Raw genomic sequence first — 14620 nt, forward strand, 5'->3', positions numbered from 1 at the left:
GTTTTTCTTGTTGATAAAAATTCATTTAAATTAACGAGTATCTATATTTATAGATTTTTTGGTGTTTTTAGGCTTTTTATAGATATTTCTAATATTGCTTGAGGTTAAAGAAATTTGATATTTTTTGTGGAATATTTGTAGCACAAGGTAGATATGTCAGAAAGTAATGTAACCCCATTCACCAAGACGAAAATCAAAGGTTTGAAACCGAAGGATAAGTGTAAAATATACCGCCATTCATCGCTGACGGGGCTTGTATTAGAAGTTTCTCCGTCTGGTACTAAAACTTATCGAGTTTACAAACATATCCAAGGGCAGAGCTCTCCGATCAAAGTGACGTTGGGCTAGTTTCCTGAGTTGACAGTTGAGAATGCAGAGAAAAGAGCACTTGAAGCTCTTTCACTTATTGCTCAGGGCGCCAATCCAAATGAGCAACGTAATAAAAATGAGAAACTTAAAATGACCTTCATTGAAGTCTACAAGTCAGTTAAAGACTTATCAAATAAATCATTAATTGGTTATGACCAATGTATAAATGCATATGTAAAAGACTGGCATGATAAACCACTAGTTTAAATCACAGAAAAGATATAAAGACACGCCATCAGTATCTCATTGAACACTCGGAAGCTCAAGCTAATTATTGTATGCGTATTGTTCGGGTCATGTACAGCTATGCGATGTATGAATATAATAGTATCGATGGAGCATAGTTAATAGGTGAAAACCCTGTAGATATTATTCGTCAATAGAGTTTGTGAAACAATGTATCTAGAAAACAAACCCGCTTAAAAAATCAGAAATAAATAAACTGCATGTCGCTTTGTCCAAACTACGTGCTGACAAAACAACAGATGGCTTTATGCTGGCAGTATGTGACTTTGTTCAGTTTGCGCTATTTACTTGGCTTAGAAAAATGGAATTACTTAAACTCGAATGAAGCCGGGTAAACTTGGATAACAAATTCTTTTATATATATAAAACCAAAAATGGCAATCCATTTGAATTGTCAATAGGACTTCACTTCGGAAGCCTTATAAGTCGATGAAAATAGGTTGCTAATAATAATTTTGTTTTCCAAACTGATAATGAGCAAGGCTATGTTCGAGAGCCTAGAAAATATATTTATAAGGTATGTAAGCTTGCTTGGGTTGAATTTAATCTTCACGATGTTCGAAGAACATTCACAAGTATCGCTAAATTACACAAAGTTGGTTCATATGTTTTGAAGCGCCTTATTAACCATAAAACGGCACGAAACGACGTAACTGGCGGATACACAGTTTTTAGTGCTGAGAAATTGAGTAATCCCTAAGAAGAAGTGTAACGCGTCCTTTTAAAAGCTATGAATGTCCCTTTACGTAATTTACCTAATGGGCTTGGCAAGGTTGAAAAAGAAAATGCATTTTACATATTAAGAACGGAGTTTAGCCAATGAGAAATGTTAATTAATTAACAAAAAATTCTCCGTTAACTTTTGCAACTTTTAATATAGGCGGCGAGCTTGTAGCACTATACTAAAAAAGATTAATTTAACTACTATCTTTAAGTGTTAAATTAATATCTAATTTTTTTATCTTTTCTAAGAAAAAATTTGAAAAATCGCTTCTTTTTATATGGGTAAGCTCTTGATAGCGAGCATCATATAACCTGTTTTCAATTGACTCTTTTAATTTTCCTCGATTTTCGAGGTGGGTCAGAAATTCCTTATGATTAGATTGTATAGATGATACTGTCCACATAAGAGAGTACTTGTCTACACCTCCTTCCGTCAGTTTAGGGCTGCTCCTGTGTAATAGCCTACCGTCCCAAATAACTACATCCCCAGCTACGGAATCGATGTTAACAGACTTGTTTCTAACCCTTCTAAAAATTTCGAGGCTTTCTGACAAGCTTTGCTCTTGGATTTGCCAAGTTTCTTCTAAATGAGATTTAGGTATAACATCAATTCCTCCACCATATTTGTAATGGTTATCTTGCAAAAACATAGAAACTTGAATAAATTGTGAGTTACTTTCATTATTAACTACCTTGTTTCCTGAAAAAGCATCGTCAACGTGCCAAGGGCTGAATGTTGCTTTTCTTGCTGTTAAGTTAGGATAAATCCTCAAGCTTTTTCCAAGTAACTGCTTTAAAACTCTATTTATTTTTTCATTTGAAACTAGGCTTAAGAAATTGTCTTCGGCTACAAAATCAAAAATAGATGCAGATAATCGAGAACTACCATCGAAAATTATTTCCAATCTACTCCTTAGTTTTTTAATTTTTTCTTGTGTAATAATTCCTCTCAATAAAAGAAAGCCAGTCTCATTAAAGCACTCTCGGCTTCTTAATAAATTGATCTCTTTGTCAAAGTCAATCACATTATTTTTTGAAACTTCATCCATGGCAGTCTATGACCAGTTCTATTTTAGCTTTAAACCTTAACTGACTTACGCCAATAACAGTCCTTGCAGGAATATGTTCATTCATATATTGGGAATAGGCTTTGTTAAACGCTTCATATTCTTCTATATTAGTTAAAAAACACTGCACTCTAGCTATATTATTCTTGTACAAATTTCTAGAAAGTAAAATTTCATCAACGCCTTTAAAAATGTCAAGTGTTTGCTGCTCTATAGTCCCTTTTATTTCTCCGTTATCTAGTAGATTCCATGCTTTAACACCAGATAATAAAAAGGTTCCATTTTTGCAATCATCAATGGGGGAGTAGTGACCAAGTCCATTTAAAAATAAATTACTCATTTTCAATTTCCTTTAACAGTAGGTAAGCCAGCATTATGTCAGTACTTGCAGCTCCTAATGACGCAAAGACTATTCTCTTCTTCCTCGTGTCTACAATGCTTTTAACTTGAGTGAAGTCTTTAATTTTTGATAAGTGATCCTTAAAGATAAAATTATTTTTTTTTGCTGTTAATTGAGCTATCGAATCTGTAATTATGAAGTCTGACTTTTCATATACGTCAGAAGATAACTCATTGTTATTCATATACTTAGGTCCAATGTTTATTAAAAAGTAACTTTTCTTAAGGTGCTTATTAAATATTATTGGGGTCGTGCTATTTGTTGCGGTAATAATAATGTCTGCATTTGATATTGTTTCGCCAATTGAAGAGCGGTACGTTGTTGGAATTTTATCTTGGTATTGAGCCTTATCTCTTGGTAATTCTCGGTACTTATGTTTAAGGATGTTAATGCTCTGAATATCAAAGAAATCACAAAAAGTTTCAAGACATCTACTTCCTATTGCGCCTTCCCCAATAAGTGCTATATGCTCTATGCTTTTCCCAAGCATTAAATGGCAAATTGTGATTGCAATGGCCGCAACTCTCCATTCTCTAATATACTTTGAAGAAACAATTTTCTGTCTGTTCTTTTGATGGTGGTCACAAATATAAAAAATATCATTGCCCACTCTCTCGCCTTTTTTTGTTTTATGGTAACTTCTATACCCGGATATGTGGTAGAGGTCATTTAATATTTCACCAGATGTAAAAGAAAATTGACTGCTATGAGTTTCAGCGATGACCCTAGCGGGATTATTTTTTTGATGTTGTTCTTTATCACACAAGATCGATTTATATATTGAAACTAGTTTATTAATATCAATAACACTTTTTATTTGATTTTCACCAATTTCTATAATGCTCATGACTTCATGACCTTCAATAGCTTGCGGTAATAATCTATTACATATTTTGCATCTTGACTTAATGAGCATGCATAAATATCCATCGCAGGCAAATGAATATAAAAACGCAGTAATTCATAAATTTGTTCTAAAGTTCCTTTTACATTGACCTCGTTTAATTTGGCAGTATTTTTAGAAAAGAATATTTGTAAAAGTTCTTCGATCAATGCACCTCCGCGTTTTTTTCTCACATTTAAGGTTTCCCTTTGTTCTTTGCCTAAAAAAATGTCTAAAGTAGATGTGACTAGGTTCCCTTTAATCATGTTAAATAAAATTCTACTGTTATTTCCAAACCTTGAGTTGACCTCAATAAAATAATGTTTATCATCAATGCTACACTTCTTTGTTTGGAGTACCCAAAATCCCGGGCCAGCTGTACCTTTTAAGAACTCTGCGCCGATTTTGTAAAGTGCATCTTTTTCCAAAATTTCACAGGCAGTTGACCACGAGGCCTTAAAGTGCCTTGGTTTATAGTTTTTAAATCCAAAAGCGACCTCATTATTATTATCAATTAAATAGTGATACGAGTACTCTTCTGTTCCTTCTATGTAGCTTTGTAAAACTACAGTTCTATCCAAGTAACGTAGCCTTTTAACATATAGACTATATTCTTCTTCTGATTTGGCCTTCCAGACATAGGTTGATGAGTGAGAGTATCTAGCTTTGACAATAATAGGGTCTCCCAGTTTCTCTCTGGCTTCGTCCCACGTTAGGCCGTCGCTATACAAAATTGTTTTAGGAGCATTGATGTTATGACTTCCTGCAAGCTTAGGTGAAATGTATTTGTCCAAAAAGTTCAAAAGGATCGAGTATTCGGTGCAACATAGAGATATACCGTTATTTATAAACTTTACTTTGGCTTTTGAAAAAACATATATATCTATATCGTTCGATGGAAATAAAATTTTTATCTCGTTTTCCTGACATATTCTGATAATTGAATTGATATAATCATTGTCTTCTGCTTGTGTTCTTTCAGTGTGCTTTGAAAGCAACCAAGATGTTTTAGGCTGTTTGATACCTTTAAATGAATATATCTTGTTCGTCTCTACAAATTCCTCATGTTGCTCGTCAACAGTAAAATAGACCTTGTAATTATCATTTAGAAGTTGGCACGCTAATGCGTAAGAAGGAGGCAATTGACCGTTTGGTATCAAAACCTTAAGCATATAATTAAATTAATTTATTTGGGCCAGACAAAGACTGACCGCCATCGATTATTAAGTTCTGACCTGTTATATATGATGATTCTTTAGATGAGAGAAACATTACAGCTGAGCTAACATCAAATGGAGTCGCAGGCCTACCTAGTGGGACATTTTTTTCACAGTATTTTACAATCGAATCACTTGTTCGCCGACCTCCTCTTTTAACTCGAGGCGTATCTATTTGAGAGGGGGTAATCATGTTAATATTAATACCGAATTGAGCCATTTCGAGTGCGAGTTGCTTGACCATGCCAGTCAAAGCGGATTTGCTTGCACTATAAGTAATTGCTCTACCCCAACTTCCTTTAATCGCAGAAGAGGATGAAATAAATATTATTTTTCCAAATTTGTTCCGCTTCATATGGGGAATAGCGTATTTGCAAGAATAAAAAGAGCCCATTAGGATGGTCGAAATATCTGTATCCCAGTCTTTTGATGAGATATTTTCAGCATATTTAAACGGTACTCCAGCGGCAGCATTGTTGACTAAAATGTCAATTGTTCCAAACCTTTCAACTACCGTATTCATCGCTTTTTGAGTACTAGATTCCGAACCTGCATTGCAAATAAATACTTCATAATATCCCGAAAATATTCGTAGCTCGTTATTTAAATAGTCTATTGAATCTTCACTTTTTACTGTCATTCCAACACTAGCGCCAGCTTTCAATAATTGTTTAACAATCTCAGTTCCAGTGCCTCCACCTCCAGCTCCTGTTACAAATGCGACTTTCCCTTTAAAGTCATATGAAAGATTACTCAAATATAAACCCTCTATTCTCTAATTCTTCTTCAACACCTTCAAATCTTTCGAAGCAGGTGATGTTTCTTTCTTTTTTTTCGGTTTCCAGAATTTTGATTGCTCGTAAAGATATTTCCTCTACTCGTGAAGCTGGGATTATTATCACTCCATCATCGTCACCCATAACTACATCGCCGGGTGCCACAATTTGCCCTCCACAAACAATAGGAACGTTAACGGCGCCAAAGTCTTGCTCAAATGGATAGTGGTAGTTTCTTGGCGTGATGCCGATGCAAAATGTGTTAAAGTTTAATTTTTTAATTCCTGCGGAGTCTCTAACAAAGCCATCAATTACAACTCCTTCTAAACCTTTAAGCTTCATTTTTAAAGCTGTGCCATCACCAAAACAAGCAATTTCTTGATAACCCTCGGAAGCTAAAACTAATATATCCCCAGGCCTTGAAAGGTTTATTGCAGCTCTTCGTACAGTAAGGTCTTTGCCAAATACCGTAATTGCAGGTCCGCACAGAGTCATTCCTTCAGATAACGGCTTGATTTTGTGATCGACGCATACATTTTTTCCGAGTAAGTCAGCGACCAGCGCCGTGTAGCATTTTTTCAACAGCTCTAGGTGTTCCTGTTTAGGGCGAACAACACTTCTGATAATGCGACCTTGATTAACATTTTTATCCACGATACTCATGTTGAACTACTCCAATACCCTGATAATATTCTATTTTTATACGATTCATTTGGATCATGACTTTCTTTAAGCTCATTGATTATTTTGTCTCCAATTCCTGATAAGTTTTTACTATGCATTCGATAATAAAAAAGAGGCTCAGCAATGTGTTTTCCGTGATATCCCATCGTACAGACTTTCTTCCATTTGTGATGTTTCGTTCCAACTTTTATAGAATGATCAAATGGTAAGCATTTATACAAAACTTTAGTCAAGGTGAGTGCAGTTTCTGGGATGTAACTCAAATTGAAGACCTCATCCATGTTAAATTCGCGTGAGAATCCCCCACAAATAACTTCTTCTGATTTGTTTATTAAAAGGCTGTCTGAATATACAAAAGCCAATTTATGGCTTTCTTTATATTCATTTTTGAAGACCTTCAGCTGAGTATCTAAGAAGTGTGTCGTTAAGAAATCATCCGAATCCAAAATTACAGTAAACTCACCTTTAGCTTGTGTAATTGCGTCATTTAAACAGGCTAGTTTCCCTCTGTTTTTAGAGTTAAATAAAAAATAACTATTTCTAAAGCGATTTTTATATTTAGAAAAGGAAGATATAATTTCTGAAATAGAGTCATCGGTGCTACCGTCATCGACTACAATCAAGTCAAATGATTTAGACTGATTTTTCTGAGCAAAAATTGAGTATATAGCTCTATTTATGAACTCAGAGTAATTGTAATTAATGATAATAAATGAAACTGACATGTCACATCCTATGTTAAGTTCCCTCCTTAAGGGAAACAGGAGGGAACTAATGAATAACCTAACCAAGTTTGAAAGGTTTACCCCCTTTTCTAATTTTATGTTGAATAGCTGCTAGTAGCTGAATTTCATCAAAGTTCATTGTTCTAAGTATTTCAATATCATCAACATTCACCTTTCCAAACGACACACCCGTTTTTGCTTCAAGAGCTTTAATTGCATCAAGTGGGTTTTTTGAAAATTGATCGAAAATATCTTTATGAGCAGAGATTGCGTTTATCAAATCAGCAGCCATCTAAATCTCCATTTAATGTTTGTTGGTAATTGACAACCAGTATGTTTGTATGAAAAAACTACTGCCCGATACCAATATAGGTTGTTCTTCTTTAAAGTCAATTATTAGACGTGTTCTATGCTTTCCTGTAATTCTTTGTGTGTAACTTCACTCGACTATTGAGTGGTTACATCAGTTTCCATTAATCTTCAGCTAGTGAGCTTCTGATTGACGGAGACCAACTAGGCTGAACATTCTAGCTCTGTGAAGTTTTCTAACTTTAATTTTTCTTGTTTTTCGATTAGGTATTCAATTGCCAGAGTTTTCTTCCTATTAACGCTCATGCAGCGAGCTAATGATTTTAGCCGTGTAGACATATCTGGTGCTTGCCCATTGTCTGCTTGACCGCTTTGGGCATCTAGTTCTTGGCTATTGACGAACCAATGGCATTTATCCTTGTGGCGGCTGCCCGCCACATAGCTTGCAGCCCTACCCATGGCGGTTGTGTAGAACACGAAGGTATCCTCATCAATGGTGGCACCTTGGCTGCTATAGACAGTACAGGCATAGGCTTGTACCAGTTGCAGCCTGCCTTGCTGGTCGGAATAATCCGACTGATAAAGGCTGACGGTACGACCGCTATCGAGCTTGACGGTAAAACGAATATCACTTCCTAGCTATAATAGTTGGGTAATGCTGCCTTGATCGCCATTGGTGAAACCCCTTTTGTAGCCGTTCTTTGTAAAGCGTACCCGCTCACCCTTTGAGAACGCAAAATACAGGCTCTGATTAGATGCCACACATTCGGTTAAAATGTTCTCCTTGCCGAGCTTGCCTTTGTCTTGGTAGACCTTGCGCACCAAGTCATTTAAGGATTTTACGTCTCTCCAACGTTGCGCCATGATCATCGTATTCTTGTCGGGATTCGCCTCAGTATAAGCTTGTTTGTGCTTGACGAGTTGCTCACGAGCACTTTGGCTGTCTTGCTCGATATGCAGTAACCTTTTACCTTGAAGGGTATCCAGTGCTGCTTCTTCGCTGCTAAGCATATCGGCAAGTTCTGACCAACCCCTACGAACTTGGGTGTGATTGAGTATCTCAATCATGCCGCAGAACAACATCCGTGCCCCGTTTGACCAGATTGGCTCACGGGCTTCGGAGTTAACCACTCGGCAATGAGCTGTGCTCGGCTGGCGTTGTGGGCATCAACCTGAATGTTCCACGCCATTCCGCGACTATCCCATGGCGCGAGCAACACACAAGACTCTGGCTTATAAATTAAGGCAATAAACTCGCGTTTTTCATGGTAAATTAATGCTCGTTCACCTCTATCAATCATTTGGTCAATCAAGGGAGCAATGAACACCGTTTTCTCTGTGCTTTGGTTGCCGGCCAGGAGGATATTGCCGGACTCACTGACTTTGCTGATTTGAAGCTTAGGGTGCAATTTTAAACCTTTAGCTTTGTTACTCTGCTTGGCTTCACGCTTGGCGGCTTGTTTGGCATGAATCAAGGCCGTGCGCCCTTGATGAAGACGAGGGCCGCTGATGTGGTGATAGCTTTGCCACCGGCATAGCGAAGCGGAATACCTGGCTTGCAGTCTGCTTGGCGCGCTTGGCGGTTTCTATTGCGCCTCTGGCCTCAATGCGTTTTAGGGTGGTTAATAATTCTGGTGGGGTTATTTTTCCTATTGGCCTTCGCCCTAAATAGGGAAAAAGGTCACGCTCTAATAAACGCATTGTGCGGCGGCGATGGCTTTCGGATTTATCCCTATTTTGGTTGCAAACCAGTCGAGAGCTAAAGCTTCAAAAGTATTAGTGGCGGCAGTGTGGTTTTCTATTTCGCGGGTTTTTCGGTGGTCACTTGGGTCGATGCCGTCGAGTATTAGGTTTCGGGGTTCATCACATTTTAGCCGCGCTTTTTTAAAACTAATTTCAGGGTACACCCCCAAGGCAAGTAAACGCTCCCGCTTTGTATGGGGGTGGCGGTATTTGAGTCGCGAATGCCGGGCACCGCTCTTGGTTACAAGCAGAAATGTTCCTTTTCCGTCGCTGAGTTTGTAATCCTTTTCTTTCGCTTTTGCCTGCTTCACCTGATGCTCTGTCAGTGCCATAGCGCAATCCCTTTAATAGCGGGGGCTTGAGCAATTTTTGAGGGTATATTTTTTAATTAAATCCATTCATACCCCCACATGTACCCCCAGATACCCCAAGCTTTGGGGGTATATATAAGATTAATCTAGACGCAAGAATAACCTGGAAAACTAGGTGTGTCGCGGGGTGTGAGGCTTTTTGAGATTGGGGGAGATTTAAAGGTGGTGGGCCCTCCGGGACTCGAACCCAGGACCTGCCGATTATGAGTCGGATGCTCTAACCAACTGAGCTAAGGGCCCACACTTTGCTTGCGGGGATCGTTGCAAGCGGTTGGGGAAAGTACAAGATTTTTCCTTTCAAATCAATGCCTTTGTGGCAGAGATTTCCTCTCGGCAGCCTTTGCCTGCCAACGTGAACTTTATCGTTTATTTTTTATACGAAATACTTGGCGGTGTATTTTAGTGTCAATGGTAAGGCAGTTGGAATTTACAGCTTTCTATATTAGTACGACCGTATGATTTTAGGGTTTTAACTGGTACTGCCGTTTAGATGGGGCGGGAAGTTAAGCTTCCCGCTTTTCTCTTCGAGCTTTTACACAGATCGCGGTTAGATTGGCAGCTTGGGAATTACTATGCAGCCCCAGACAATCAGCCATGAAATAAGAGCCACGGCTACGGCGGCGGAGCCTGTGTCCTTGGCAATCTTGGCCAAAGGGTGTTTTTCTGGGCTTATGCGGTCCACGGTAGCCTCAATGGCGCTGTTGATTAGCTCAAGGGGCAGTACCACCAAGCTTACGGCGATTAGTATGGCGCGCTCTGCCGGTGTATCTCCGACCCAGATGGCGAGAGGGATAATGAAGATTACGAGGATGATTTCCATACGGAAGGCTTCCTCATTACGCCAGGCGGCGGCGAGGCCTTCGCTCGAATATCTGGCGGCGGCGATCAGTCGAGCAAGGCCTTTTTTGCCCGGCTTATTGGCGACTCCTTCAGACTTTTCCGGTTTGCTGGCGACTTCTTTTTGCATATTACTCTCCTGCCATCCGTAGACCCTTGAGGGTGGTCTTTATTGTGTCACATAAAAAAGCCCGGTCGAAACCGGGCTTTTTAGTTGGCGCTTACTCGTCGAGGAAGCTCCGCAGGTGCTCCGATCGGGACGGGTGTCGCAGCTTACGCAGGGCCTTGGCCTCAATCTGTCGGATACGCTCACGGGTTACATCGAACTGCTTACCCACCTCTTCCAGAGTGTGGTCAGTGTTCATGTCAATACCAAAGCGCATACGCAGTACCTTGGCTTCACGCGCGGTCAGGCCGGAGAGCACGGAGCGGGTGGCATCGTGCAGGCCGGTCTGGGTGGCGGTGTCCACCGGGGAGGACTGGTTCTGGTCTTCGATAAAGTCACCCAGGTGTGAGTCTTCGTCATCGCCGATGGGAGTCTCCATGGAGATGGGCTCTTTAGCGATCTTGAGGACTTTGCGTACCTTGTCTTCCGGCATTTCCATACGCTCGCCCAACTCTTCAGGAGTGGGTTCACGCCCCATTTCCTGCAGCATCTGGCGGCTGATACGGTTGAGCTTATTAATAGTCTCAATCATATGCACTGGAATACGGATGGTACGTGCCTGGTCAGCAATGGAGCGGGTGATCGCCTGACGAATCCACCAGGTGGCGTAGGTGGAGAACTTATAACCGCGACGGTATTCGAACTTATCCACAGCCTTCATCAGGCCGATGTTGCCCTCCTGAATCAGGTCCAGGAACTGAAGGCCGCGGTTGGTGTACTTTTTGGCGATAGAAATCACCAGGCGAAGGTTGGCTTCCACCATTTCCTTCTTGGCGCGGCGAGAGCGGGCTTCACCAATGGACATACGGCGGTTGATCTCTTTGATCTGGCCTACGTCCAGTCCGGAGCGTTCCTGGCACTGGGCCAGTTTACGCTGGGCGCGTACTATATCGTCCACTACATGGCGCAGGGCGTCGGAGTAGTCGCGCTTCTTTTTGATGATCGCCGGGATCCAATCCTCATTGGTCTCGTTACCGGGGAACTCTTTGATAAAGGTCTTACGCGGCATGCGTGCACGCTTGATGCACAGGTTCATAGTGATGCGCTCTTGTCTGCGCACACTGTCGAGAATATCGCGCACTTCGCCGTAGAGCGGATCGAACTGGCGCGGTGCCAGTTTGAAGTAGCGGAAGACTTCAGCCACGGCTTCGAGGGCTTCGCCTGCTTCCTTGGAGTCGCGTCCGTGGGCGGTAATGGCTTCGTCTGCAACTTTCTGAGCAGTGATTAGCGCATTCATGCGCTCTGCCAGTTCCTCTGGGTCGAGGCCACCGGCGTTTTCCTCTTCTTCCTCTGAGGTACTGTCGTCATCCTCGTCGTCGGCAGATTCGTCATCGCTATCGCTGGTCTCACGGGATTCCGCGGCTTGGCCAGCTTGAGCACCAGGTGGTACATCTTCGGCGGGGTCGAGCCAGCCGGAAATGACATCAGGAACACGGCGCTCTTCTTTTTCGATTAGCGCGTACTCATCAATGATCTGTTGTACTGCACCTGGCCAATAGGCGAGAGCGGCCATCAGCTCACGCAGGCCCTCTTCGATACGCTTGGCAATGGCGATTTCGCCCTCGCGCGTGAGCAGCTCAACGGTGCCCATTTCGCGCATATACATGCGTACCGGATCGGTGGTGCGGCCTACATCGGATTCTACGGCGGCCAGTGCGGCTGCTGCTTCGGCTGCGGCGATCTCGTCAGCGGAGCTGTCGCCTTCAGCCATCAACAACTCTTCGGCATCTGGTGCGCTTTCGAACACCTTGATACCCATGTCGTTGATCATGCCAATAATGTCTTCCACCTGATCGGGGTCGGAAATATCTTCCGGAAGGTGGTCGTTTACCTCCGCGTAAGTGAGATAGCCCTGCTCTTTACCGCGGGCGATCAGTTCCTTAATGCGGGAGGTCTGTTGCTGGGTTTTGTCGGTCATGCACAACCCTGAATTCTGGGGATGAAAATACGGGACAAAGACGCGGGATTATAGCGTATTTGCAATAGCAATAACCACTCTAGCTGTCAAGTAACGGCGTTAGTGCGTAGTTTAGGGTGCTGGGGTTCCCGTTCCCGCCCGGCGGGGTGTGTGAATATAGTGTTGAGCCCACAGTTTTCAAGGGGTTAATGCAGATTAATTGTCTTTTCTGCGCCAGTTGGCCAAAAGCGCCAGCTGTTCTTCCTGGCTGAGCTGGGTGCCACTTTTCAGTTGGGCGAGTAAATCACGCTTACGCTGCTTGTCAGCGGTTTGTTTCAGGCGCTGCAGGCAGTCGCTGAATTCAGTTTGTGGATCGTATTCCAGGTTGCTATTGCCTTGTGCTAACTGGCGAATACTGGAGACCAGCTGGGATGCGGCGAGCTGGGCCAGGGTATCGCAGGATTCGGCACCATGATGGGCGCGCCAATAGCCGAGTAGCTGATTGAGGTTATATTCGGGGCGGTTCCTGAGTAGTTCTACCAGCTGTGCAAAGAGTGCCAGATCGGGATCACTACTTGTCCGGAAGTGCTCCAGGTCCTTTATTTGTGCAGAAAGTTGTGGATGGTGCAGCAGAAGGGCAATAAGCATACGTTCCGGTGGCAGGCGGTATTGCCCGCTGCGTCGCAGGTTACCAGGTTCCTGTGGGGAGGCTTCCGCCAGATAGGGGGCGCGATCTCGTGGCCAGGGCTCTGGCGGAGTGCGATGCTGGGAGTCCTGATTGGGCTCTAGCGGCACCCTATGTTCTTGTTCGGCTGTTGTTTGTTGAGGTTGGCTGCGCTGTACCTGGGTGTTGCGGGCTTTCTCCGCTTGGATAACCTCCTGCAAAGTCTCTTTGTCGAGACCTGTGCGTGAGGCGAGTTGTTGGAACATCAGTTGGCGGTAAACACCTTCTGGTAGCAAATCCAGTAGAGGAGCGGCGAGTTTGGACAGGCGCGCGCGGCCGTCCATGGTTTGTAGGTTGAGATCCTCGCTGAGCAAATCAAAGAGAAAATCTTCCAGTGGCAGGGCCTGTTCCTCCATTAGCTGCTGAAAGCGCTCTCCGCCCAGCTGGCGCACCAGGGTGTCTGGGTCCTCACCTTCCGGCAGCAACAGGAAGTGAAGGCTGCGGCCATCCTGCATTTGTGGCAGAGCAGACTCCAGGGCACGTCGCGCGGCAGTGCGGCCGGCGCGGTCGCCGTCAAAGCAGAACAGCAGCTCTGTGGTGTGGCGGAAGGCGAGTTGGATATGGTCTTCGCCACAAGCGGTCCCCAGGGTGGCGACGGCGCAACGGATATCGAACTGGGCCAGGGCCACCACATCCATATAGCCCTCTACCACAATCAGGCGTTCAAGGTTGCGATTGGCCTGACGTGCTTCCCACAGGCCGTAGAGCTCACGGCTCTTGTGGAAAATAGGGGTTTCAGGGGAGTTCAGGTACTTGGGTTTCTCATCTCCCAGTACTCGTCCACCGAAGGCGATAGCGCGTCCGCGCTGGTCGCGGATTGGGAAAATAATACGATTGCGGAAACGATCATAATGGTGGCGCGAGTTGGGCTTAGTATTGCCATCGCTATCCTGGCGGCGAATGGCCAGGCCCGCCAGTTCCAGCTGGTCCGCTTTTTCTGGAGTATCGGCCAGTGCGTTGAGCAGGTTATCCCAGCCCGGGGGCGCCAGGCCTATACCGAAGTCGCGGGCAATCTCCCCTGAAAGGCCGCGGTTGCGTAGATAAGCCACGGCATTGCCGGCGGTAGGGTGGCTGCGAAGTTGCTCGCGGTAGTAATCTGCGACTTTCTCTGTGAGTTGGTAGAGGGACTGGCTCTCTTTTTGGCGTTTCTCTTGCCCTGGTGCGAGTTGCTCCCGGGGTACCTCAAGGCCGCGGGTTGCAGCGAGTTTTTCTACCGCCTCAGGGAAGGGGAGGCGGTCGTACTCCATGAGAAAGCCAATGGCGTTGCCGTTGGCGCCGCAACCAAAGCAGTAATAGAACTGCTTGTCTGGACTTACGGTAAAAGATGGAGTTTTCTCATCGTGAAAGGGGCAGCAGGCGGAGTAGTTTTTGCCGGTTTTGCGCAATTTAACCCGGCTGTCCACCAACTCGACAATATCTGCTCTGGCGAGCAGGTCGTCGATAAAATGTTGGGGGATCTTGCTGGGCATAGTGCTTCCCGTGT

The 14620-nt window shown here is 43.6% G+C and carries 17 protein-coding genes and 1 tRNA gene; 2 read left to right on the forward strand and 16 right to left on the reverse strand.

Annotation, left to right across the window (positions count from 1 at the left end; translation table 11 throughout):
* Positions 1 to 357: 357 nt before the first annotated feature.
* Complete coding sequence (locus tag ACJJJB_RS21160) at positions 358 to 576, forward strand: hypothetical protein (protein ID WP_445365448.1); 219 nt, start codon at positions 358 to 360, stop codon at positions 574 to 576.
* A 956-nt stretch (positions 577 to 1532) separates the two neighbouring features.
* Here ACJJJB_RS21160 and ACJJJB_RS21165 read toward each other — a convergent pair.
* From ACJJJB_RS21165 to ACJJJB_RS21200, 8 genes are read right to left on the reverse strand one after another with little or no spacing between them, the layout of a single operon-like run.
* The gene (locus ACJJJB_RS21165; protein WP_445365449.1) at positions 1533 to 2387 is read right to left on the reverse strand and encodes a phytanoyl-CoA dioxygenase family protein; all 855 of its coding nucleotides are present in this window, start codon (positions 2385 to 2387) and stop codon (positions 1533 to 1535) included.
* Complete coding sequence (locus ACJJJB_RS21170; protein WP_445365450.1) at positions 2380 to 2745, reverse strand: RidA family protein; 366 nt, start codon at positions 2743 to 2745, stop codon at positions 2380 to 2382. Before ACJJJB_RS21170 ends, ACJJJB_RS21165 begins: the two co-directional genes overlap by 8 nt.
* Positions 2738 to 3652: a Rossmann-fold NAD(P)-binding domain-containing protein gene (locus tag ACJJJB_RS21175; protein WP_445365451.1), complete on the reverse strand. Its 915-nt coding sequence runs from the start codon at positions 3650 to 3652 to the stop codon at positions 2738 to 2740. Before ACJJJB_RS21175 ends, ACJJJB_RS21170 begins: the two co-directional genes overlap by 8 nt.
* Positions 3649 to 4860, reverse strand: coding sequence for a hypothetical protein (locus ACJJJB_RS21180; protein ID WP_445365452.1), 1212 nt, complete (start codon positions 4858 to 4860; stop codon positions 3649 to 3651). Before ACJJJB_RS21180 ends, ACJJJB_RS21175 begins: the two co-directional genes overlap by 4 nt.
* A 4-nt stretch (positions 4861 to 4864) precedes the next feature.
* The gene (locus ACJJJB_RS21185; RefSeq protein ID WP_445365453.1) at positions 4865 to 5662 is read right to left on the reverse strand and encodes an SDR family NAD(P)-dependent oxidoreductase; all 798 of its coding nucleotides are present in this window, start codon (positions 5660 to 5662) and stop codon (positions 4865 to 4867) included.
* The gene (locus ACJJJB_RS21190; RefSeq protein WP_445365454.1) at positions 5655 to 6344 is read right to left on the reverse strand and encodes an RraA family protein; all 690 of its coding nucleotides are present in this window, start codon (positions 6342 to 6344) and stop codon (positions 5655 to 5657) included. Before ACJJJB_RS21190 ends, ACJJJB_RS21185 begins: the two co-directional genes overlap by 8 nt.
* Positions 6341 to 7090 (reverse strand): glycosyltransferase family A protein, encoded by a 750-nt coding sequence (locus ACJJJB_RS21195; protein ID WP_445365455.1) that lies wholly within the window; start codon positions 7088 to 7090, stop codon positions 6341 to 6343. Before ACJJJB_RS21195 ends, ACJJJB_RS21190 begins: the two co-directional genes overlap by 4 nt.
* Positions 7091 to 7148: 58 nt before the next feature.
* Positions 7149 to 7382, reverse strand: coding sequence for a hypothetical protein (locus ACJJJB_RS21200; RefSeq protein ID WP_445365456.1), 234 nt, complete (start codon positions 7380 to 7382; stop codon positions 7149 to 7151).
* A 422-nt stretch (positions 7383 to 7804) separates the two neighbouring features.
* Between ACJJJB_RS21200 and ACJJJB_RS21205 the strand changes: the two genes are divergently transcribed.
* Positions 7805 to 8038, forward strand: coding sequence for a hypothetical protein (locus tag ACJJJB_RS21205; protein ID WP_445365457.1), 234 nt, complete (start codon positions 7805 to 7807; stop codon positions 8036 to 8038).
* Here ACJJJB_RS21205 and ACJJJB_RS21210 read toward each other — a convergent pair whose 3' ends face one another.
* The 8 genes from ACJJJB_RS21210 to dnaG form a co-directional block, all read right to left on the reverse strand.
* On the reverse strand, positions 8039 to 8467 hold the full coding sequence (locus ACJJJB_RS21210; protein WP_445365458.1) for a hypothetical protein: 429 nt from the start codon (positions 8465 to 8467) through the stop codon (positions 8039 to 8041).
* Positions 8464 to 8874 (reverse strand): type IV secretion system DNA-binding domain-containing protein, encoded by a 411-nt coding sequence (locus tag ACJJJB_RS21215; protein WP_445365459.1) that lies wholly within the window; start codon positions 8872 to 8874, stop codon positions 8464 to 8466. Before ACJJJB_RS21215 ends, ACJJJB_RS21210 begins: the two co-directional genes overlap by 4 nt.
* Positions 8843 to 9100, reverse strand: coding sequence for a phage integrase central domain-containing protein (locus ACJJJB_RS21220; RefSeq protein WP_445365460.1), 258 nt, complete (start codon positions 9098 to 9100; stop codon positions 8843 to 8845). The genes ACJJJB_RS21215 and ACJJJB_RS21220 overlap by 32 nt, the downstream gene beginning before the upstream one ends.
* Positions 9088 to 9474, reverse strand: coding sequence for an integrase arm-type DNA-binding domain-containing protein (locus ACJJJB_RS21225; protein WP_445365461.1), 387 nt, complete (start codon positions 9472 to 9474; stop codon positions 9088 to 9090). The genes ACJJJB_RS21220 and ACJJJB_RS21225 overlap by 13 nt, the downstream gene beginning before the upstream one ends.
* 202 nt (positions 9475 to 9676) lie before the next feature.
* A tRNA-Ile gene (locus tag ACJJJB_RS21230) sits at positions 9677 to 9753 on the reverse strand.
* Between the two features lie 307 nt (positions 9754 to 10060).
* Positions 10061 to 10480: a diacylglycerol kinase gene (locus ACJJJB_RS21235; RefSeq protein WP_020411534.1), complete on the reverse strand. Its 420-nt coding sequence runs from the start codon at positions 10478 to 10480 to the stop codon at positions 10061 to 10063.
* Positions 10481 to 10571: 91 nt separating this feature from the next.
* Complete coding sequence (gene rpoD, locus ACJJJB_RS21240) at positions 10572 to 12434, reverse strand: RNA polymerase sigma factor RpoD (RefSeq protein WP_020411533.1); 1863 nt, start codon at positions 12432 to 12434, stop codon at positions 10572 to 10574.
* A gap of 195 nt (positions 12435 to 12629) precedes the next feature.
* Entirely contained in the window at positions 12630 to 14606 is a 1977-nt protein-coding gene (gene dnaG, locus ACJJJB_RS21245) for a DNA primase (RefSeq protein ID WP_445365462.1), read from the reverse strand.
* Positions 14607 to 14620 lie beyond the last annotated feature (14 nt).

It is taken from the genome of Microbulbifer variabilis, assembly GCF_052468405.1.